The sequence below is a fragment of the Oharaeibacter diazotrophicus genome, from assembly GCF_004362745.1.
Taxonomy (GTDB): Bacteria; Pseudomonadota; Alphaproteobacteria; order Rhizobiales; family Pleomorphomonadaceae; genus Oharaeibacter; species Oharaeibacter diazotrophicus.
Window position 1 is genome coordinate 366,053 of sequence record NZ_SNXY01000009.1, and the last position, 20,110, is coordinate 386,162.

Consider the following 20,110-nt stretch of genomic DNA (forward strand, 5'->3'; position numbering starts at 1 on the left):
AGGGCGTAGATAGGCGAAATCCCCTATGCCGTCGAGGCGGCGGCGGGCGAAACCGCACCCGCGGCCGCGTTCACGGCAGGCTGCGCAGCGCTTCCACAGAGCGGGCGCCGTCGGCGATCGTGAAGCGCAGCACCGCGCCGGACAGCGCCGCCTTCTTCGGGCGGCCGTCGAGTGCGACGGCGAACACCGCCCGGCCGTCGCCGGCCGAGACGCGCTCCGGCGGCGACAGGTACCAGCCGTCCGGTCCCTCGACAAAGAGATCGACGCGCTCGGCGTCGGCGGCGGCGAGCGTCACCGTCGCGCGGGCGTCCCTGCCCTCCCCCGCGACCTCGAGCGCGACCAGCCGCGGCGCGTCCGGCGCGGCTTCCGCCTCGGGCACCGGCACGCTCGCCCGCGCCGCCGCGATCGTCGCCGCGGCCGCCTCGTCGCGGGGTGCGGCGGGGTCGAGATCGGCGGAGAACTCGGCGGTCGCCGGCACGCAGATGTCCTTGCAGTAGCCGTAGTTGAGGCGGACCGCGAGCCGGACCGGCGCCGCCGGATCCGCCGGCACCACCCTGACCGGCAGCGTCACGTCGCCGTCGTAGACCACCGAGGTGCCGAAGCCGTCGAAGTAGCGCCCGGGCGCCGGCCACGCCACCTCGAAGGCGGCGACGTTCTCGCTCGCCGACCAGTCGAACACCGGCGGAACGCCGCTGTCGCCGGGGCTGCGCCAATAGGTGTGCCAGCCTTCCGGCAGCGCGATGCCGACGCCGACGTCGTAGCCGCCGCGCCCGTCCGGACCGGCGACGGCGAGCGCCGTCCCGGGTTCGGGGATCGACGGCCCGGCCCGAGAGACGGTGACCGGAGAGAAGAGGACGAGGGCCGAGAGCGCGAGGCGGACGAAGGAACTGTTCATGACCCCATCCCTTGCCGCCGAACGGGCGGAATGGCGAGCGCCGTCGCCTTGAAAGCGTCGCTGCGACCGTCATATCTTCGTGAGGACGCAACGCGGGGGCGCGCAGTCGCGCCGGCCCGCCCCGGAGTGCAGGGCCCTTGTTCAGCGCGCGGAACGGCTATCTGGACGGCCAACTCCTCATCGCCATGCCAGGGATCGAGGAGAGCGGGTTCGCACGCTCGGTGGTCTATCTCTGCGCCCACTCCGAGGACGGGGCGATGGGGCTGATCATCAACAAGCCGATGGCGCATCTGTCCTTCCGCGACCTCCTGGTGCAGCTCGACATCATCCCCGACGACGAGGCGATCCGCCTGCCGGCGCCCGCCGGCACGATGCGCGTCCACCGCGGCGGCCCGGTCGAGACCGGGCGGGGCTTCGTGCTGCACTCCTCCGACTATCATCTGGAGAACTCGACGCTGCCGATCAACGACGAGATCTCGCTGACGGCGACGCTCGAGATCCTGAAGGCGATCGCCGACGGACGCGGGCCCGACCACGCCATCCTCGCCCTCGGCTACGCCGGCTGGGCGCCGGGCCAGCTCGAGAGCGAGATCCAGGCCAACGGCTGGCTCAACTGCGACGCCGACCCCGCCCTCCTGTTCGAGACCGACCTCGACGAACGCTACGGCCGCGCCCTCGCCAAGCTCGGCATCGACCCGGCCCTCCTCTCCACCGAGAGCGGCCACGCCTGAGGCGTCATTGTTTCGCGACATGAACCGTGGAATGCTGGGTCCATGATGTCCCGGCGGGGATCGCGGTGCGTGAACCGGTTCCCGCACGGACGCCTCGATCCGAACGAGGTGGGGCCATGGTCGTTCGCTTCCTGGTTTTATTCGCCGCACTACTGGCTTTCGCGATTCCGGCGGCCGCGATCGGAAACGACCGCCTCTTCAAGGTCACGGGATACCAGGAAGTCCCCAGCGGCGAGATGGCTCCCCGCGCCTTGAAATTGCAGAACGGCAAGGTGCTGGTGCTGTGGATCGAACTCGATCCCGCACTGAGCAAAGATCTCGACCCGGTCTACAGGGTCGTCGGCCGGATCTACGACCCGTCGCGCACCAGCTTCTCGGTGAAGCGGACCTACGTCGGTCAGAGGGTCAGAAAGGGCGAAGTGGTGTCACCGGCATGGGACGACAATACGTCCGCGGCGGCGGTACTCGCCGACGGCCGGGTCGTCGTCTGTTGGCTGCAGGCGGCGGAGTTAACCATTTCCGGCGGCGGATACTGCACGATCGTGACCGCCGGTGGCAGTTTCGTCCGCGAAGCCAGTTTCCGCGATCTCGGCATCGCTGGTGCCGGGCGCATCTTCGCGGTGACCAGAGGAACCCTCAATCTCTTCGTGCTGCCGGGCAGCAGCGACATCGTCCTGGTGCACCAGGGCGGGTGCCCGGCCGCGAAGAAGGCCACCGCCGTATGCATCAGCCGTTTCGACGCCGCGATGGCCTCGAAGCGCTACACGCAGCCGATCGTCGATCGCGACGTCATTCGGTCGAGCCGCCCGTATTCGGCCGCCGCCCTACCGGACGGCAGGATAGCGCTGGCCTACAATTGGATGCCCGCGACGGACGTGTTCCAGCGTGCGGTGCGCGTCTTCGATCCGACCGCGAGGACGGTTTCCTGGGAGCGGGCGGTCGGGCGCCGGGAGAATTACGCCACGCCCTTCGAGATCGCGGCGACGACGAAGGACATCGTCGTCGCCTATCCCGCGTCCCAAGCGCCGTTCCCGATCAAGCGCATCCTCGTCGACAAGCTCTCGTTCGCCGGCGCGTCCTCGGGTCCGTTGGTGAAGTTCGACGGCAAAGACTCGTTTCCACGAAGCCTGACGGCGCTCGCCGACGGTGCGGTGCTGCTCGCATCCTACTACAATCTCGTGACCCGCATCACCGGGACCACGATCGGCAACACGGTGAACTACGCCGGGGAGGTTCGGAACCTTCTCCGCCCGCCCTCGGTGGTCCAGATCGACGACCGTTTGGCCATCGCCGTGTTCGACATGTCCGACGGCACCGGGAACTACGCCGTGTGGGCGCGGCTCCTGCGTCTCGATCTCTGACGCGCCGTACCGTCACGCCCTTCGACGTCCTTGCCCGCGGCGCACGGCGCGGATACGGTCCCGCTTCTCGTTGGAGGCGCCGGGAACCGGCAGGGATCGGGACATCTCGAGATCGTGAGATACGTGAGCACGCGGGGCGTCGCACCGGCGCTGTCGTTTTCGGAGGTCGTCCTCGCCGGGCTCGCCCGCGACGGCGGGCTCTACGTGCCGGAGCGCTGGCCGACGCTGGATGCGGCCACCATCGCCTCCTTCGCCGGCAAGTCCTACGCCGACGTCGCGTTCCGGGTGATCGCGCCCTTCGTCGACGGCGACATCGCCGACGCCGACCTGAAGCGGATGATCGACGGCGCCTACGGCTCCGCCTTCCGCCACCCGGCGGTGACGCCACTGGTGCAGATCGCGCCGAACCACTTCCTCTTGGAGCTGTTCCACGGGCCGACGCTCGCCTTCAAGGACGTCGCCATGCAGCTGCTCGCCCGGCTGATGGACCACGTGCTGGGCGAACGCGGCGAGCGCGCCACCATCGTCGGCGCCACCTCCGGCGACACCGGCGGCGCGGCGATCGAGGCCTTCCGCGGCCGCGACAACACCGACATCTTCATCCTGTTCCCGCACGGCCGCGTCTCGGACGTGCAGCGCCGGCAGATGACCACGGTGGCCGACGGCAACGTCCACGCCGTCGCGCTCGAGGGCACCTTCGACGACTGTCAGGCGATCGTGAAGGCGCTGTTCAACCACCACGCCTTCCGCGACCGCGTCCGGCTCTCCGGCGTCAACTCGATCAACTGGGGCCGCATCGTCGCCCAGGTGGTCTACTACTTCGTCGCCGCGGTCGCGCTCGGCGCACCGGCGCGCACGATCGACTTCGTGGTGCCCACCGGCAACTTCGGCGACATCTTCGCCGGCTACGTCGCCAAGCGCATGGGCCTGCCGATCGGCCGGCTCGTCGTCGCCACCAACGTCAACGACATCTTGGTGCGCACGCTGGAGACCGGCCGCTACGAGGTCACCGGCGTCGTGCCGACGATCTCGCCGTCGATGGACATCCAGGTCTCCTCCAACTTCGAGCGACTGCTGTTCGAGGCCTCCGGCCGCGACGGCGCCGCGGTGCGCGGCATGATGGACCGGCTCGCCCAGTCCGGCTCGTTCGCGCTGCCCGAGGCCGATCTCGCGTCGATCCGCGCCGAATTCGCGGCCGGCCGCGCCGACGAAGCGACCACGGCCGCCACGATCGCCCGGGTGCTCGGCGAGGCCGGTTACCTGCTCGATCCGCACACCGCCACCGGCGTCGCCGTGGCCGAGGCGGCGGGCATCGGCGACACCCCGGTGGTGACGCTCGCCACCGCCCATCCCGCCAAGTTCCCGGACGCCGTCGCCGCCGCGAGCGGCGTCCGTCCGCCTCTGCCGGCCTGGCTCGGGGACTTGATGGAGCGGGAGGAACGGCAGACCATTCAGGAAAATGCGGCGGCGACGATCGAGCGGTTCGTCCTCGACACCGCCCGCGCCGCGCAGTCGGAGGCTTGAGGGCGAGATGGCGGTCGACGTCACGGAACTCGACAACGGGGTCACCGTCGTCACCCACGGCATGTCCCACCTCGCCTCGACCGCCCTCGGCGTCTGGGTGTCGGCGGGCTCGCGGTCGGAGGACGTCGCCGAGAACGGCATCTCGCACCTGCTCGAGCACATGGCCTTCAAGGGCACGCGCCGGCGCTCGGCCAAGGCGATCGCCGAGGAGATCGAGAACGTCGGCGGCGAGGTCAACGCCGCCACCTCGGTCGAGAGCACCAGCTACTACGCCCGCGTGCTCGCCGGCGACGTGCCGCTCGCGCTCGACATCCTCGCGGACATCCTGCAGGATTCGGTCTTCGATCCCGACGAACTCGATCGCGAGAAGCACGTGATCGGCCAGGAGATCGGCGCCGCGCTCGACACGCCCGAGGACCTCGTCTTCGACCTCTTTCAGGGGGCCGCCTTCCCGGACCAGCCGATCGGCCGGCCGATCCTCGGCTCGGTCGACACCGTCAAGAGCTTCTCCGACGACGCGCTCCGGCGCTATCTCGGCAAGCACTACACCGGCCCGCGCACGGTGATCGCCGCCGCCGGCAAGGTCGAGCACCGCCGGTTGGTGCGTCTCGCCCGCGAGAAATTCGAGCGCTTCTCCGCCGACCCGGCCGCGCCCGAGCCCGAGGCACGCTACGCCGGCGGCGAGAAGCGCGAGGAGCGCGACCTGATGGAGGCCCAGATCGTACTGGGCTTCCCGGGTGCCTCCTACCACGCCGACGACTACACCACCGCGCAGATCGCCTCCTCGGTGCTCGGCGGTGGCATGTCCTCGCGGCTGTTCCAGGAGGTCCGCGAGAAGCGCGGCCTGTGCTACTCGATCTACTCGTTCCACTGGGGCTTCCGCGACACCGGCCTGTTCGGCATCTCCGCCGCCACCGGCGAGCAGGACGTCGCCGCCCTGGTCGAGACCACGCTCGACGAGGTCGAGGCGACGATCGCGAGCGTCGGCGAGGCCGAGGTCGCCCGCGCCAAGGCGCAGCTGCGCGCCGGTCTCCTGATGACGCTCGAGAGCCCCGCCGCCCGCGCCGGCCAGATCGCGCGCCAGATCATGTTCCACGGCCGGCCGCTGCCGCTCGACGAGCTGGTCGCGCGCATCGAGGCGGTCGGGACGCGCGACGTCGCCGACTTCCTCGCCCGGATGGTCGCCGGCGCGCCGACCCTGGCGTCGATCGGCCCGATCGCGGACGTGCCGTCCCGGGAGGCCGTCGCGAGCCGCCTCGGCTCGTCGGCTCGGGTGGCGTGACGCTGTTCCGCGCCGTCGCGGGCGATCCCGGTCCGGTCCTGCCGGGCGCGCGGATCCTGCTGCGGCCGCCGACGATGGCGGATTTTCCGGCCTGGGCCGAGCTGCGCGAGGAGAGCCGGCGATTCCTCGCGCCCTGGGAGCCGACCTGGCCGGCCGACGACCTCACCCGCACCGCGTTCAAGCGGCGGATCAAGCGCTATCACCGCGAGATCCGCGACGAGGCGGGGCTGCCGCTGTTTCTGATCCGGCGTGCCGACGACCGCCTGCTCGGCGGCCTGACGCTGTCGAACATCCGCCGCGGCGTCACCCAGAGCTGCTCGCTCGGCTACTGGATGGGCGAGCGTTTCGCCGGCCAGGGCTACATGGGGGAGGCGGTGGCGCTGGTGATCCCGCACGTGTTCACGGCGATGCGGCTGCATCGGATCGAGGCGGCGTCGATGCCGACCAACGCCCGCTCGATCCGGCTCCTCGAAAAGGCCGGATTCGCCCGCGAAGGCTTCGCCCGGCAGTATCTCCTGATCGACGGCCGTTGGCAGGACCACGTCCTGTTCGGCCTCGTCGCCGACGAGGCGGCCGGTCGCGGGCCGGCCGGGGCCGGTGCCGCAGGGGAACGCCCCCTCGGGATCTTGTGAAAATTCGAGATTCCTTCCAAGACAATTCGCGCGGACGCCTCGACCCCGGGCGCTCGTCGCCCGGAGAGACGTCGTTGGTCCTCGAACAGATCCGCCGCCTTTTCGCCGTGCTGCTGCTCGTGCTGGCCGCGACGGCGGTCGCCCGCGCCGCCGAGCCGATCTCGGTGCCGGTCGACGCTCCCGCGCTCGACCTGACCTCGGCGCTCGAATACCGCCAGGAGACGACGCCGAGCATCCAGGTCTCGACCGCCCCCGGCGCCGACGGCATCGTCCGGCGCATCGAGGTGCGCTCGCGGGGCGGCGAAGCGAACCCGACCTGGGTGGTGTTCGCGCTCTCCAACACCACCGACCAGCAACTCGACCGCCTGATCGTCGCTCCGCATTTCCGCCTCGCCGGATCGGGCATGATGTGGCCGGACCTCGGCGCCTCCCGCGTCGCCTCGATCACGCCGAGCCAGGGCTTCGCCCCGGAGCGCCAGCCCTCGCAGGACGCCGACGTCTTCCTGGTCACGCTCGACCCCGGCACCGTCGTCACCTTCGTCGCCGAACTGCGCACCCGCGACCTGCCGCAGCTGACGCTGTGGGCGCCGAACGCCTACAAGGACAGCGTCAACGCCTACACGCTCTACCGCGGCATCGTGCTCGGCATCGCCGGCCTGCTGGCGCTGTTCCTGACCATCCTGTTCGTGGTCAAGGGCTCGCTGATGTTCCCGGCCACCGCGGCGCTGGCCTGGGCGGTGCTGGCCTACATCTCGATCGATTTCGGCTTCTGGAACAAGGTGTTCGACGTCGAGACCGGGTCGGACCAGCTCTACCGTGCCGGTTCGGAGGTGATGATCGCGGTGACGCTGGTCATCTTCCTCTACGCCTATCTCAACCTCAACCGCTGGCACGTGCGCTACAGCCACGTGCTGCTGATGACGCTGGCCGCGCTCGCCGCGCTGTTCGGCGTCGCCGCCCACGACCCGTCGATCGCCGCCGGCATCGCGCGGATGGCGCTCGCCGGTCTCGGCGCGCTCGGCATGATCCTGATCCTGGCGCTGGCGCTGCGTGGCTACGACCGCGCCATCATGCTGATCCCGACGTGGCTGCTGTTCATCGCCTGGCTCGCCGGCACCGGCCTGACGGTTTCGGGCCGGCTCGCCAACGACATGGTGCAGCCGGCGCTGTCGGGCGGCCTCGTGCTGCTCGTCCTGCTGCTCGGTTTCACGGTGATGCAGCACGCCTTCGCCGGCGGCGCCATCGCCGAGGGGCTGATGAACGATTCGGAGCGGCGCGCCCTGGCGCTGACCGGCGCCGGCGACGTCATCTGGGACTGGGACGTCACGCGCGACCGCATCTACACCTCCTCGGAGGCCGAGGAGAGCCTCGGCCTGAAGCGCGGCGCGCTCGAGGGCCCCGCGCGCGACTGGCTGGAGATCCTGCACCCGCAGGACCGCGACCGCTTCAAGGCGACGCTCGACGCCGTGGTCGAGACCCGGCGCGGCCGGCTCGCCCAGACCTTCCGGCTCCGCGCCGCCGACGGTCACTACCAATGGTACCGCCTGCGCGCCCGGCCGATCCTCGGCAACGACGGCGAGGTGATCCGCTGCGTCGGCACCCTGCTCGACGTCACCGACACCAAGACGGCGCAGGAGCGCCTGCTGCACGACGCGGTGCACGACAACCTCACCGGCCTGCCGAACCGCGAGCTGTTCCTCGACCGCCTCGCCACCGCGGTGACGCGGGCGCAGTCGGACAGCAGCGCCAAGCCGACGGTGTTCCTGATCGACATCGACCGCTTCCGGCAGGTCAACGAAAGCCTCGGCCTGTCGGTCGGCGATTCGATCCTGCTGACGGTGGCGCGCCGGCTCGGCCGTCTCCTCAAGCCGCTCGACAGCCTCGCCCGGCTCGATGGCGACCATTTCGGCATCATCCTCGTGTCCGAGCAGACCGAAGAGCGCATCGAGGCCTTCGCGGACGCGGTGAAGCGGGCGATCCGCGCCTCGATCGTGTTCGGCGAGCGCGAGATCTTCCTGACCGCCTCGATCGGCGTTGCCGGCTTCGACCGCGACGTCCGTGAGCCCGGCGACCTCGTCAAGGACGCCGAGATCGCCGCCGCCTATGCCAAGCGCCAGGGCGGCGACCGTACCGAGACCTTCCGGCCCGCATTGCGCACCGCGGCGGCCGACACGCTGACGCTGGAGAGCGACCTGCGCCGCGCCGTCGAGCGCGAGGAGTTCAAGGTGGTCTACCAGCCGATCATCCGGCTGGAGGACCGCAAGGTCGCCGGCTTCGAGGCGCTCTTGCGCTGGGACCACGCCAAGCGCGGCCGGATCCCGCCGAGCGAGTTCATCCCGGTCGCCGAACGCAGCGGCCAGATCGTGCCGCTCGGCATGCTGGTGCTCGAGCGGGCGGCGCGCCAGCTGGCCGAATGGCACCAGAGCTTCCCGCAGGGCGAGGCGCTGTTCATGTCGGTCAACGTGTCGAGCCGGCAGCTGCTGCGTCACGACCTCATCAACGACGTCAAGGCGGTGCTGTCGCGCAGCTCGCTGCCGAAGGGCACGCTGAAGCTCGAGCTGACCGAAAGCCTCCTGATGGAGAATCCCGAGTTCGCCGCGCAGATGCTGCAGCGGCTCAAGGAACTCGGCGCCGGCCTGTCGCTCGACGACTTCGGCACCGGCTTCTCCTCGCTCGCCTATCTCCAGCGCCTGCCGGTGGACACGCTGAAGATCGACCAGAGCTTCCTGAAGAGCACGGCGAAGAACCGCCTCGTCATCCTGCGGGCGATCGTGCAGCTCGCCCAGGACCTCGGCATGGACGTGGTCGGCGAGGGCGCCGAGACGGAGGCCGACGTCGCCGACCTCGTGCGCTTCGGTACGGACTACGCCCAAGGCTTCCTGTTCGGCCAGCCGATGACGCCGGAGGAAGTGCGCAAGATGATGGAAAAGAGCGCCAAGGCGAAGGCCTGACGGCGCCCGCGGGGCCCTTCGCCTCAGCGGCGCGACCGCAGCAGCGCGCGCATCCTCACCGCCCAGACCCCGACCAGGGCGGCCGCGAGGCCGTACCACGTGATGGCGTAGCCGAGGTGGCTGTTCGGGAAGGCGACCACCGTCTCCCCCCCCTGGGGCAGGCCGCCCGGGGTCTCGCCGGCGGCCTCGTCGACCGTGAAGGGCGCGACCTTCGCCGGGTCGAGGCCGGTCGCCGCGGCCATGGCGGCGGGGTCTCGGACGAACCAGACGTTGCGGGCAACGTCGTCGGCCGGCGACAGCCAGTTCCGCCCCTCCGCGGGCCGCATCAGGCCGGTCACCGCGACCGTGCCGGCCACCTGCCCGTCCGGCCGGGTCGCCGGATCCTTGCGGTCGAGCGGCACGAAGCCGCGGTTGACGAAGACGACGCGGTCGAAGCCGTCCAGCGCCAGCGGGGTCAGGACGAAGTAGCCTTGGCCGCCGAGCGGGCCCTTCGGCTCGCCGAGCGCGATGAAGACGTGGACTTCGCGGGAATGGTCGAACGTGCCGGAGAGGCGGACCGGCCGGTATTCGATCTCCTCCGCGGTCAGGCCGGCCCAGGTGTCCGGTGCCGGCAGCGCCGCCGGCGCGGCGTGGACGCGGGTCTCCACCCGGGCGATCAGATCCTCCTTCCACGCGAGGCGGTGGACTTGCCACGTGCCGAGCGAAACGAGGGCCGCGAACGCCGCCAGCGTCGCACCGGTCAGTAACAGAGCCTGTCGCCGCGTCGATCGCGGCTGCGCCGTCGCAGCGCCGGGCGCCGTCACGGCGCGGCGTCCCCGCCGTCGGCCTTGCCGTCGACGAGGCGGCCCTCGGTCGCCTTGTTCTGGTACTGCAGGCCGATCATCAGTCCCTTCAGCGGCCGCAGCAGGCCGAGGGACAGGATCAGCGTCGACGGCAGCCAGAGCAGCGCGTGCAGCCACAGCGGCGGCTGCCACGTCACCTCGACGTAGAGCGCGAGGCCGACCACCACGAAGCCGATCAGCAGGATCACGAACACCGCCGGGCCGTCGCCGCTGTCGATGAACTTGTAGTCGAGGCCGCAGGCGGTGCAGGCCGGCGCGGTGTCGAGGAAGCCCTTGAACAATCGGCCCTGGCCGCAGCGCGGACAACGGCCGCGCATGGCGGTGGAGGCCGGCGGCACCGGCGCGTAGAGGGCCTTGTCCTGCATGGCTCGCGTCATCCCTTCAAAGCGTTCGGCGCGCGGGGAGCCCCGCGCGCCGAAACGGATCGTCGCATGCGCCCGCCGGACGGGCTCCCTCCGGCGGACCGCCGCTCGGGCCGGTCAGCCGCCGTGGACGTGACCGCCCCAGCCGCCCCACACGTAGATGCAGGCGAACAGGAACAGCCAGACCACGTCGACGAAATGCCAGTACCACGCCGCGGCCTCGAAGCCGAAGTGCTGCTTCGGGGTGAAGTCGCCGCCGATGGCGCGGATCAGGCAGACCAGCAGGAAGATGGTGCCGACCAGGACGTGGAAGCCGTGGAAGCCGGTCGCCATGTAGAAGGTGGCGCCGTAGATGTTGCCCGAGAACGTGAAGGCCGCGTGGGCGTACTCGTAGGTCTGGACGCAGGTGAAGATCGCGCCGAGGGCGACGGTCAGCACGAGGCCCCAGACCAGACCGCGGCGGTCGTCGTGCAGCAGGGCGTGGTGGGCCCAGGTCACGGTGGTGCCGGAGGTCAGCAGGATCAGGGTGTTGAGCAGCGGCAGGTGCCAGGGGTCGAACACCTCGACGCCCTTCGGCGGCCAGACGCCGCCGGTGTGCTCGACGCGCAGCACCTGATGCGCCTCGTTGGCGAACAGGCTGGCGTCGAAGAAGGCCCAGAACCAGGCGACGAAGAACATCACCTCGGAGGCGATGAACAGGATCATGCCGTAGCGCAGGTGCAGAGACACCACGCGGGTGTGGTGCCCCTCGTGGGCCTCGCGGACCGTGTCCCGCCACCAGCCGAACATGGTGTAGAGGATGATCAGGAGGCCGACCACGAAGATCCACGGCGTGGTCATGTTCATGCCGGCGAAGATCAGCTCGTTGCCGCTGTGCCAACGCATGAAGGCGATCGCGCCGAAGCCGAAGATCAGCGCGCCGACGGAGGCGATGAACGGCCACGGGCTCGGGTCGACGAGATGGTAGTCGTGGTTCTTGGTAGCTCCAGCCATCTTTCTCTCCCGCTGTCGTCCGCGACGTGCCCCTGGCCGCCGGCGACGGATGGGTCTCGGATCTTGTTAAAGGCGCTTGGCGGCGGCGTCGGGCTCGACGGCCGCCACGGGTCTGGCCGGCGTCGCCGCCGGGAAGAAGGTGTAGGACAGCGTCACGGTGCGGATGCTGGCCGAGTCAGGATCGTCGACCATGGCGGGGTCGACGTAGAAGGTGACTCCCATCTCGAGCTCCTCGCCGGGCTGCAGCGTCTCTTCGGTGAAGCAGAAGCAGGCGATCTTCGAGAAATAGGCGCCCATGGCGTCGGGCGTGACGTTGTAGGTGGCCCGGCCGGTGGTGGCGACGTCGGTCAGGTTCTTGGCGCGGAACTTGACGGTGCCGAGTTCGCCGACCTTGAGCGTGACCGAATGGACCTCCGGTTCGAAATGCCACTTCAGGCCCGGCGCCACGTTGGCGTCGAACCGGACGGTGACGTCGCGGTCGAGCACCTTCACGCCCTCGGCGGAGGTCGCGACCTGGGTGGTGCCCTCGTAGCCGGTGACCTTGCAGAACAGGTCGTAGAGCGGCACCGAGGCGAAGGAGAGTCCGACCATCGCGACGAAGACGCCGGCGCAGGCGAGCGCGACGGTGCGGTTGCGGCGGTCGCCGCCGTCCGGGGCGGTCATGACGCGTGGCTCGCGATGTTGCCGCCGATCCGGACGACCGTGACGACGAAGAACAGGATCACCATGGCGCCGAGCATCAGCGCGATCGCGATCGAGCGCTGGCGGCGCCGGCGCTCCTGCTCGGGCGTGAGGCGGATGCCGTTGTCGTTCATCGCTCAGCTCCCGAGGACGGTCGCGAGCAGCCGCTCGACCGGCAGCACGGCGAACAGCGCGAACAGGTAGGCGATCGAGAACAGGAACAGCCGCATCGCCGCCTTGCGGGCCGGCGCGCCCTCGGTGACGCGCAGCACCCGGACCGACAGCGCGAGGAAGACCGCGCCGAGCACGGTGGCGACCGTGCCGTAGAGCAGCCCGCCGAGGCCGATCGCGCAGGGCACGAGGCTGACCGCGACCAGGACGACAGCGTAGAGCAGGATCTGGCGGCGCGTGGTCGCCTCGCCCATGGCGACCGGCATCATCGGGATGCCGGCGCGGGCGTAGTCGTCGGACTTGACCAGCGCGAGCGCCCAGAAGTGCGGCGGCGTCCAGAAGAAGATGATCAGAAAGAGGACGATGCTCTCGACCGAGACGCCGCCGGTGACCGCGGCCCAGCCGATCATCGGCGGAAAGGCGCCGGCGGCACCGCCGATCACGATGTTCTGCGGCGTCGAGCGCTTCAGCCACATCGTGTAGACGACGACGTAGAAGAAGATCGTGAAGGCGAGCAGCGCGGCGGCGACCCAGCCGACCAGGACGCCGAGCGTGAACACCGACATCACCGAGAACACCATGCCGAACTGCAGCGCCTCGGTGGGGCTGACGCGGCCCGACGGGATCGGGCGGACGGCGGTGCGGGTCATGACGCGGTCGATGTCGGCGTCGTACCACATGTTGAGCGCGCCGGAGGCGCCGGCGCCGACGGCGATGGCGAGCAGCGCCACGGCGGCGATCACCGGGTTGATCGAACCCGGCGCCATGGCGAGACCGACGAAGGCGGTGAAGACGACGAGGGACATCACCCGCGGCTTCATCAGCGCGAAATAGTCCCTGGGCTCGGCCAGGGAGACGCCGACGACGCCCGCGTCGACCGGGGTGGATCCCGTGATGTCCGTCATCTCGTCCCTCCGGGGACCGCCTCGGCCGCGGCCGGTCGGCGTCCGCCGTCTCGATCACTGGTGCGTCCGCCCGGCCGGAGCGGCCGGTGGCGGACCGGAGACGGGCACCGCGCGGCGCCCGCCCGTCCTTCGTGTCCGCCCGGACCGGCCGTCGGCCGATCCGGGACGGGCGGCCTCAGTGGGCCTCGGCGCGGATGCGCGGCAGGGTCTCGAACTGGTGGAACGGCGGCGGCGAGGACAGGGTCCACTCCAGCGTCGTGGCACCCTCGCCCCACGGGTTCGGGCCGGCGATCCGCTTCTTCTGGAAGGCCTCGAAGACCGTGTAGAGGAACACGAGCACGCCGATGGCCGAGATGTACGAGCCGAAGGACGAGATCAGGTTCCAGCCGGCGAAAGCGTCGGGATAATCGACGTAACGGCGCGGCATGCCCTGCAGACCGAGGAAGTGCTGCGGGAAGAACACGAGGTTCACGCCCACGAACATGACCCAGAAGTGAGCCTTGCCGAGCGTCTCGTTGTACATGTAGCCCGTCATCTTCGGGAACCAGTAGTAGAAACCGGCGAAGATGGCGAACACGGCACCGAGCGACAGCACGTAGTGGAAATGCGCCACCACGTAGTAGGTGTCGTGCAGCACGCGGTCGAAACCGGCGTTGGAGAGCTGCACGCCGGTGACGCCGCCGACCGTGAACAGGAAGATGAAGCCGATCGCCCAGATCATCGGGGTGCGGAACTCGATGGAACCGCCCCACATGGTGGCGATCCACGAAAAGATCTTCACGCCCGTCGGCACCGCGATCACCATCGTGGCCGCGACGAAGTAGGCCTGGGTGTCGACGTCGAGGCCGACGGTGTACATGTGGTGCGCCCACACGATGAAGCCGACGCCGCCGATCGCGACCATGGCGTAGGCCATGCCGAGGTAGCCGAACACGGGCTTGCGCGAGAAGGTCGAGATGATGTGGCTGATGATGCCGAAGCCCGGCAGGATCAGGATGTACACCTCGGGGTGACCGAAGAACCAGAACAGGTGCTGGAACAGGATCGGGTCGCCACCGCCGGCCGGATCGAAGAAGGTGGTGCCGAAGTTGCGGTCCGTCAGCAGCATGGTGATCGCGCCGGCGAGGACCGGGAGCGACAGGAGCAGCAGGAACGCGGTCACCAGCACGGACCAGGCGAACAGCGGCATCTTGTGCAGCGTCATGCCCGGGGCGCGCATGTTGAAGATGGTGGTGATGAAGTTGATGGCGCCGAGGATCGACGACGCACCCGCCACGTGCAGCGACAGGATGGCGAAGTCCATCGCCGGGCCGGTCGTGTTGGTGGTCGAGTACGGCGGGTAGATCGTCCAGCCGCCGGTGACGCCGTTGGAGCCGTCGGCACCCTCGACGAACATCGAGCCGACCAGCAGCAGGAACGCCGGCGGCAGCAGCCAGAACGAGATGTTGTTGAGGCGCGGGAAGGCCATGTCCGGCGCACCGATCATGATCGGCACGAACCAGTTGGCGAAGCCGCCGATCATGGCGGGCATGACCATGAAGAAGATCATGATCAGGCCGTGGGCCGTCGTGAACATGTTGTAGACGTTCGGATCGCCGAAGATCTGCATGCCGGGCTGCTGCAGCTCCATGCGCATCGCGACCGAGAGCGCACCACCCACGATCCCCGCGAACACCGCGAAGATCAGGTACATCGTGCCGATGTCCTTGTGGTTGGTGGAGTAGACGTAACGACGCCAGCCGTGCGGATGGTCGTGGGCGTGGGCGTCGGCGTGAGCGGTGGCCATCGAAGGCTCCTTACCGTGGTGACCTCGCGAGGGGCGGCCGAGCCGCCCCTGAACTCGTCTTCTTCTCGGGAGCGTCCCGCCTCAGTTGGCGGCGACGTCCGTGGTCTTCTTCGCGTTCGTGTCGTCGAAGGCCGCGAGCAGGGCGTTGGCCTGATCGATGTCCGACGCGGCGGCGCTCGCCCACTGCTGATACTGCTCGGGCGTGACGGCGCGGATCTCGATCGGCATGAACGCGTGGTTCTGGCCGCAGAGCTCGGAGCACTGGCCGTAGTAGGTGCCGACGTCCTCGGCCTTGAACCAGGACTCGTTCAGGCGGCCCGGGATGGCGTCGATCTTGACGCCGAACGGCTGCATGGCGAACGAGTGGATCACGTCCGAGGCGGTGACCTGGACCCGGACGACCTCGCCGACCGGCACGACCAGCGGATAGTTCACCGAGAGCAGGCGCTTCTGCTTGGTCGGGTCGGTGATCTCGTCGTCGGTCAGCATGAAGCTGTCGAAGGAGATGCCGGCGTCCGGATACTCGTAGGACCAGTTCCACTTCACACCGGTGACCTTGATGGTCAGCTTGGCGTCGGGGATGGTCTGCTCCTCGTAGAGCAGGCGGAACGAGGGCACCGCGATCGCGAGCAGGATCAGGATCGGCACCACCGTCCAGGCCACCTCGATCAGGGTGTTGTGCGAGGTGCGCGAGGGCGTCGGGTTGGCCTTGGCGTTGAAGCGGACCACCACGACGACGAGCAGCGCGAGCACGAACAGCGTGATGATCGCGATGATCCAGAAGGTGAAGCCGCCGAAGGCGTGGATGTCCCGGGCGACCTCCGATTCGGCCGACTGCAGGTAGGTCCCCCACTCGACCGGACCGGCGGCGCGGGCCGCCCCCGCCGCGAGGAGACCTCCGGCGGCGGTCGCGAGACCCGCGAGCTTAGCGAAGTTGATCACGTTTCCGCTCCTTCACGACACCGGGGCGCGGCGGCGGATACCCGTCGATCCACCATGCCGCGCCGCGGCGAAAACCTCAGGTCCGACCAGCATCCCTCCGGGCGTTCCGCGGGGGCTTGCAACCCCGCGGCCGGTCGAGCGGCTCGGCCATGTCCTCGCCAAACGTGCTCCCGCGGCCCGCCTCGTCCGTGGCGTCGCCCCTCCGCGACGCCGCCGCCTCCCCGTCCGGAGCGCGGCCGAATGAGACCCGGAGCTGTTTGATCTGGATCAAACCGTCAGAGAAAAACCATATGCCGCCGGCATCCGCAATGCCCCCCGGATGCCCTTCATGCGGCAAAAATGCGCGCGGGGTCGTCGCCTCGGGATCGCCGCGTTTGAGCGGGATGACCGAAAAGGTATAGGCTCCATGGGCCCGAGGCCGCGGAAACCGCACGATTCGACCGCGGCACGGGCGAAACGTCGGACCAAAGTCGAAGGCGCCGACATGCCCCGCAGTATTCCACCGGACCCTCGGGATCATCGATGCTGAGCTTGAAGAAAATGGCAGCGGCCTTCGCGGTTCTCGCGATCGCGGCAGGCGGGATCGCCGGGGAGCCGAATCGGGCGGCGGCCCAGGGCGCCGTGAAGCAGAGCTTCGGCGACTGGCAGATCCGCTGCGACCGGCCGCCGGGCGCGCGCGCCGACCAATGCGCGCTGATCCAGAACGTCACCGCCGAGGACCGCGACAACGTCGGCCTGTCGGTGATCGTGCTGAAGACCGCCGACAAGCAGGCGCGCATCCTGCGCGTGCTCGCTCCGCTCGGCGTGCTGCTGCCCTCCGGCCTCGGCCTCAGGGTCGACGCCAAGGACATCGGGCGTGCCGGGTTCGTGCGCTGCCTCGCCAACGGCTGCTTCGCCGAGGTCGTGCTGGAGGACGACCTGATCAAGCAACTCGAGACCGGCACCTCGGCCACCTTCATCATCTTCCAGACCCCCGAGGAGGGCATCGGCATCCCGATCTCGCTGAAGGGCTTCAAGGAGGGCTACGCGGCGCTGCCGTGAGGCGCGCGGCGGGACGGTGAAATCCGCCCTCGGCGCGCCTATGTTCACCGCTCCGACACCCCGCTCCAACGACGGGCCGCGGCAGCGCCGCCGGCCCGGCACCTCGACGAAGGCGCCATGACCCGACCGACCGACCTCTTCGCCCACGCCGGCCTCGATCCCGAGCGCGCCCGCGCGATCCTGGCGGATGCGCTCGCCGGCGCCGACGACGGCGAACTCTACCTCGAGCGCACCCAGAACGAGGTCCTGGCCTTCGACAACGGCCGCCTCAAGACCGCGACCTACGACGTCGCCCAGGGTTTCGGCCTGCGCGCCGTCGCCGGCGAGGCGGTCGGCTACGCCCACGCCGACGACATCTCGGAAACGGCACTGCTGCGGGCCGCGACCTCGGTGAAGGCGGTGTCGGCGGGCTATTCCGGCATCGCCGCCGAGGGCCCGCGGCCGACGAACCGCAAGCTCTACGGCGACGACAACCCGCTGGTCTCGCCGGTGTTCGCCGCCAAGGTGTCGCTGCTGTCGGAGATCGACGCCTACGCCCGCTCGCGCGATCCGCGCGTCAGGCAGGTTACGGCGTCGGTGGCCGGGTCCTACAAGATCGTCGAGATCCTGCGCGCCGACGGCACTCTCGTGCGCGACGTCCGGCCGCTGGTACGCGTCAACGTCTCGGTCGTCGTCGGCGACGGCGACCGCCAAGAGACCGGCAGCCACGGCGCCGGCGGGCGCACCGGCTACGACCTCCACATAGCCCCCGACCAGTGGCGCGCGGCGACCGACGAGGCGCTCCGGCAGGCGCTGGTGGCGCTCGACGCCCGCCCGGCCCCGGCCGGCAGTTTCGACGTCGTGCTCGGCCCCGGCTGGCCCGGAATCCTGCTGCACGAAGCGGTCGGACACGGCCTCGAGGGCGACTTCAACCGCAAGAAGACCTCCGCCTTCGCCGGCCTGATGGGCGAGATGGTGGCGGCGAAGGGCGTCACCATCGTCGACGACGGCACGGTGCCGAACGCGCGCGGCTCGCTCACCGTCGACGACGAGGGCACGCCGTCGCAGTGCACGACGCTGATCGAGGACGGCCGGCTCGTCGGCTACATGCAGGATCGTCAGAACGCCCGGCTGATGGGCGTCGCGCCGACCGGCAACGGCCGGCGGCAGTCCTACGCCCACGTGCCGATGCCGCGGATGACCAACACCTACATGCTCGGCGGCGACCGTACGCGCGCCGAGATCGTCGAGAGCGTCAGGGACGGCATCCTCGCGGTCTCGTTCGCCGGCGGTCAGGTCGACATCACCTCGGGCAAGTTCGTGTTCGACTGCACCGAGGCCTACCGCATCCGCAACGGCCGCATCGAGGAGCCGCTCAAGGGCGCCATGCTGATCGGCAACGGCCCGGAAGCGATGAAGCGCGTCTCGATGGTCGGCGACGACATGGCGCTCGACACCGGCATCGGCACCTGCGGCAAGAACGGCCAGGGCGTCCCGGTCGGCGTCGGCCAGCCGTCGCTGCGCATCGACGCCATGACGGTCGGCGGCACGGCGACGTGAGGGCGACGCCGATCCGCCTCGTCCTGTTCGACCTCGACGACGTGCTCTACGACTACGACCGCGCCCGGCGGATCCGGCATCTCGCGGCCGCCACCGGTCTCGCGGAAGCCGCGATCGAGCGGGCGATCTGGACGGAGGGCGTCGAGGACGCCGCCGACGCCGGCGCCTTTGCCGACGTCCCCCCCTATCTCGCGGCGTGGTCGGCGGCGCTCGGCGTCAAGGTCGACCTCGACCTCTGGACAGCGGCCCGGCGGGTGGCGATGACGCCGATCGAGGGCAGTCTCGCGCTGGCGCGGCGGCTTGCCGACGCCGGGACGACCGTCGCGATCCTGACCAACAACGGCCCCGCGGTCCACGCCATGCGCGAGCGGCTGGTGCCCGAGGCTGCGGCGCTCGCCGGCGGGCGCTTCCTGGTGTCGTCGGCCTTCGGCACGCGCAAGCCCGATCCGGCCGTCTACCTGCGCGCGCTCGACCGGCTCGGCTTCGCGCCCGACGAGACGCTGTTCGTCGACGACCGCGCCGACAACGTCGCCGGTGCCCGCGACGCCGGGCTCGACGGCCACCGTTTCGTCGGACCGGACGGGCTGGCCGCGGCGCTGGCGGCGCGCGACCTGCCGCAACCCGGGGCCGACCGTCCGCGTTCGCACCGAGCGTAATCGTCCCGGTTCCGCCGCGGCGGCGCGATCCCCATTCTCCCACCGGCGGTGCCGTTCCGCGGCCCCGCCGTGCCCGCCTTGCCGCGCCGGCCCCCTCCCCCGCCGCGCGCCGTCTCCCGGAACACCGCCGTGCCCGACTGGATCGCCGCCGACCTCGCCGCCCTCGCCCAGGTGGTGCTCATCGACGTCGTGCTCGCCGGCGACAACGCGGTGGTGGTCGGCATGGCGGCGGCGGGTGTCGAGCGCTCGATGCGGCGGCGGGTCATAGTCTGGGGCATCGTCGGCGCGGTGGCGCTGCGCATCCTGTTCGCGGTGCTGGCGACGCGGCTGCTCGACCTTACCGGCCTGACACTCGCCGGCGGCGTGCTGCTGCTGTGGGTGTGCTGGAAGATGTACCGCGAGATCCGCCAGACCGGCCGCGACGAGGCGGCCGCGCTGGCCGGCCTCGCCGCCGCGGGGGCGGCGCCGAAGTCCTTCGGCGCCGCGCTGTCGCAGATCGTGCTCGCCGACGTCTCGATGTCGCTCGACAACGTGCTGGCGGTCGCCGGCGCCGCGCGCGAGCACGTCGGCGTGCTGGTCCTCGGCCTGCTCTTGTCGGTGGCGCTGATGGGCGCGGCGGCGACCGCGGTCGCCGCCCTGCTCGCCCGCCACCGCTGGATCGCCTGGATCGGCCTTTGCGTCGTGCTCTACGTCGCGCTCGGGATGGTGTTCCACGGCTCGGCCGAGGTTGCCTGCCTCGGGACCGACGACGTCGAGACCTGCGTCGCCGCGCCGCTCAGCGCGCTCCGGGCCGGGCTCGGCGGTTGACGGCGCGGC

General features: G+C 70.2%; 19 protein-coding genes. 10 read left to right on the top strand and 9 right to left on the bottom strand.

What is annotated here, in order from left to right; all coding sequences use genetic code 11:
* Positions 1-70: 70 nt before the first annotated feature.
* The gene (locus EDD54_RS16740; RefSeq protein ID WP_126538328.1) at positions 71-895 is read right to left on the bottom strand and encodes a protein-disulfide reductase DsbD domain-containing protein; all 825 of its coding nucleotides are present in this window, start codon (positions 893-895) and stop codon (positions 71-73) included.
* Between the two features lie 137 nt (positions 896-1,032).
* On the opposite strand from EDD54_RS16740, the gene EDD54_RS16745 reads away from it, so the two are divergent.
* The 6 genes from EDD54_RS16745 to EDD54_RS16770 all read left to right on the top strand — a co-directional run bounded on the left by EDD54_RS16745 (position 1,033) and on the right by EDD54_RS16770 (position 9,376).
* Positions 1,033-1,626, top strand: a complete 594-nt coding sequence (locus EDD54_RS16745; RefSeq protein WP_126538330.1) for a YqgE/AlgH family protein — start codon at positions 1,033-1,035, stop codon at positions 1,624-1,626.
* Between the two features lie 116 nt (positions 1,627-1,742).
* On the top strand, positions 1,743-2,987 hold the full coding sequence (locus EDD54_RS16750) for a hypothetical protein (protein ID WP_126538332.1): 1,245 nt from the start codon (positions 1,743-1,745) through the stop codon (positions 2,985-2,987).
* Positions 2,988-3,101: 114 nt separating this feature from the next.
* Positions 3,102-4,511: a threonine synthase gene (gene thrC / locus EDD54_RS16755; RefSeq protein WP_126538333.1), complete on the top strand. Its 1,410-nt coding sequence runs from the start codon at positions 3,102-3,104 to the stop codon at positions 4,509-4,511.
* A gap of 7 nt (positions 4,512-4,518) precedes the next feature.
* Positions 4,519-5,793: a M16 family metallopeptidase gene (locus EDD54_RS16760; RefSeq protein ID WP_126538335.1), complete on the top strand. Its 1,275-nt coding sequence runs from the start codon at positions 4,519-4,521 to the stop codon at positions 5,791-5,793.
* Complete coding sequence (locus tag EDD54_RS16765) at positions 5,790-6,425, top strand: GNAT family N-acetyltransferase (protein WP_126538337.1); 636 nt, start codon at positions 5,790-5,792, stop codon at positions 6,423-6,425. The genes EDD54_RS16760 and EDD54_RS16765 overlap by 4 nt, the downstream gene beginning before the upstream one ends.
* 74 nt (positions 6,426-6,499) lie before the next feature.
* Complete coding sequence (locus tag EDD54_RS16770) at positions 6,500-9,376, top strand: EAL domain-containing protein (RefSeq protein ID WP_126538339.1); 2,877 nt, start codon at positions 6,500-6,502, stop codon at positions 9,374-9,376.
* Positions 9,377-9,399: 23 nt separating this feature from the next.
* Here the strand turns inward: EDD54_RS16770 and EDD54_RS16775 are convergent, their stop codons facing one another.
* The 8 genes from EDD54_RS16775 to coxB form a co-directional block, all read right to left on the bottom strand.
* Positions 9,400-10,179: an SURF1 family protein gene (locus EDD54_RS16775; RefSeq protein WP_208112225.1), complete on the bottom strand. Its 780-nt coding sequence runs from the start codon at positions 10,177-10,179 to the stop codon at positions 9,400-9,402.
* Positions 10,176-10,583 carry a DUF983 domain-containing protein gene (locus EDD54_RS16780; protein ID WP_126538341.1) on the bottom strand — a complete coding sequence of 136 codons (408 nt, stop codon included), beginning with the start codon at positions 10,581-10,583 and terminating at the stop codon, positions 10,176-10,178. The genes EDD54_RS16775 and EDD54_RS16780 overlap by 4 nt, the downstream gene beginning before the upstream one ends.
* Before the next feature lie 114 nt (positions 10,584-10,697).
* On the bottom strand, positions 10,698-11,573 hold the full coding sequence (locus tag EDD54_RS16785; RefSeq protein ID WP_126538343.1) for a cytochrome c oxidase subunit 3: 876 nt from the start codon (positions 11,571-11,573) through the stop codon (positions 10,698-10,700).
* A gap of 66 nt (positions 11,574-11,639) precedes the next feature.
* Positions 11,640-12,236: a cytochrome c oxidase assembly protein gene (locus EDD54_RS16790; protein WP_126538345.1), complete on the bottom strand. Its 597-nt coding sequence runs from the start codon at positions 12,234-12,236 to the stop codon at positions 11,640-11,642.
* Positions 12,233-12,388, bottom strand: a complete 156-nt coding sequence (locus tag EDD54_RS23075; protein ID WP_165644371.1) for a hypothetical protein — start codon at positions 12,386-12,388, stop codon at positions 12,233-12,235. Before EDD54_RS23075 ends, EDD54_RS16790 begins: the two co-directional genes overlap by 4 nt.
* 3 nt (positions 12,389-12,391) lie before the next feature.
* Positions 12,392-13,330 (bottom strand): heme o synthase, encoded by a 939-nt coding sequence (locus EDD54_RS16795; RefSeq protein ID WP_126538347.1) that lies wholly within the window; start codon positions 13,328-13,330, stop codon positions 12,392-12,394.
* Between the two features lie 175 nt (positions 13,331-13,505).
* Positions 13,506-15,116 (bottom strand): cytochrome c oxidase subunit I, encoded by a 1,611-nt coding sequence (ctaD, locus tag EDD54_RS16800; protein ID WP_126538349.1) that lies wholly within the window; start codon positions 15,114-15,116, stop codon positions 13,506-13,508.
* A gap of 81 nt (positions 15,117-15,197) precedes the next feature.
* Complete coding sequence (gene coxB, locus EDD54_RS16805) at positions 15,198-16,058, bottom strand: cytochrome c oxidase subunit II (RefSeq protein ID WP_126538351.1); 861 nt, start codon at positions 16,056-16,058, stop codon at positions 15,198-15,200.
* A 522-nt stretch (positions 16,059-16,580) separates the two neighbouring features.
* On the opposite strand from coxB, the gene EDD54_RS16810 reads away from it, so the two are divergent.
* The 4 genes from EDD54_RS16810 to EDD54_RS16825 all read left to right on the top strand — a co-directional run bounded on the left by EDD54_RS16810 (position 16,581) and on the right by EDD54_RS16825 (position 20,101).
* Positions 16,581-17,099 (top strand): invasion associated locus B family protein, encoded by a 519-nt coding sequence (locus EDD54_RS16810; protein ID WP_126538353.1) that lies wholly within the window; start codon positions 16,581-16,583, stop codon positions 17,097-17,099.
* Positions 17,100-17,216: 117 nt separating this feature from the next.
* A complete protein-coding gene (gene tldD, locus EDD54_RS16815) occupies positions 17,217-18,638 on the top strand; it encodes a metalloprotease TldD (RefSeq protein ID WP_126538355.1) in 1,422 nt (473 codons plus the stop codon).
* Entirely contained in the window at positions 18,635-19,294 is a 660-nt protein-coding gene (locus EDD54_RS16820; RefSeq protein WP_165644370.1) for an HAD-IA family hydrolase, read from the top strand. The genes tldD and EDD54_RS16820 overlap by 4 nt, the downstream gene beginning before the upstream one ends.
* Before the next feature lie 129 nt (positions 19,295-19,423).
* The gene (locus EDD54_RS16825) at positions 19,424-20,101 is read left to right on the top strand and encodes a YjbE family putative metal transport protein (protein WP_126538357.1); all 678 of its coding nucleotides are present in this window, start codon (positions 19,424-19,426) and stop codon (positions 20,099-20,101) included.
* The last annotated feature ends 9 nt before the right edge of the window (positions 20,102-20,110 follow it).

Coding starts and splice junctions, on each gene's coding strand:
- EDD54_RS16740 (WP_126538328.1), bottom strand. CDS start 895: ATGAACAGTTCCTTCGTCCGCCTCGCGCTCTCGGCCCTCGTCCTCTTC.
- EDD54_RS16750 (WP_126538332.1), top strand. CDS start 1,743: ATGGTCGTTCGCTTCCTGGTTTTATTCGCCGCACTACTGGCTTTCGCG.
- EDD54_RS16760 (WP_126538335.1), top strand. CDS start 4,519: ATGGCGGTCGACGTCACGGAACTCGACAACGGGGTCACCGTCGTCACC.
- EDD54_RS16780 (WP_126538341.1), bottom strand. CDS start 10,583: ATGCAGGACAAGGCCCTCTACGCGCCGGTGCCGCCGGCCTCCACCGCC.
- EDD54_RS16785 (WP_126538343.1), bottom strand. CDS start 11,573: ATGGCTGGAGCTACCAAGAACCACGACTACCATCTCGTCGACCCGAGC.
- EDD54_RS16790 (WP_126538345.1), bottom strand. CDS start 12,236: ATGACCGCCCCGGACGGCGGCGACCGCCGCAACCGCACCGTCGCGCTC.
- EDD54_RS23075 (WP_165644371.1), bottom strand. CDS start 12,388: ATGAACGACAACGGCATCCGCCTCACGCCCGAGCAGGAGCGCCGGCGC.
- EDD54_RS16795 (WP_126538347.1), bottom strand. CDS start 13,330: ATGACGGACATCACGGGATCCACCCCGGTCGACGCGGGCGTCGTCGGC.
- ctaD (WP_126538349.1), bottom strand. CDS start 15,116: ATGGCCACCGCTCACGCCGACGCCCACGCCCACGACCATCCGCACGGC.
- EDD54_RS16810 (WP_126538353.1), top strand. CDS start 16,581: ATGCTGAGCTTGAAGAAAATGGCAGCGGCCTTCGCGGTTCTCGCGATC.
- tldD (WP_126538355.1), top strand. CDS start 17,217: ATGACCCGACCGACCGACCTCTTCGCCCACGCCGGCCTCGATCCCGAG.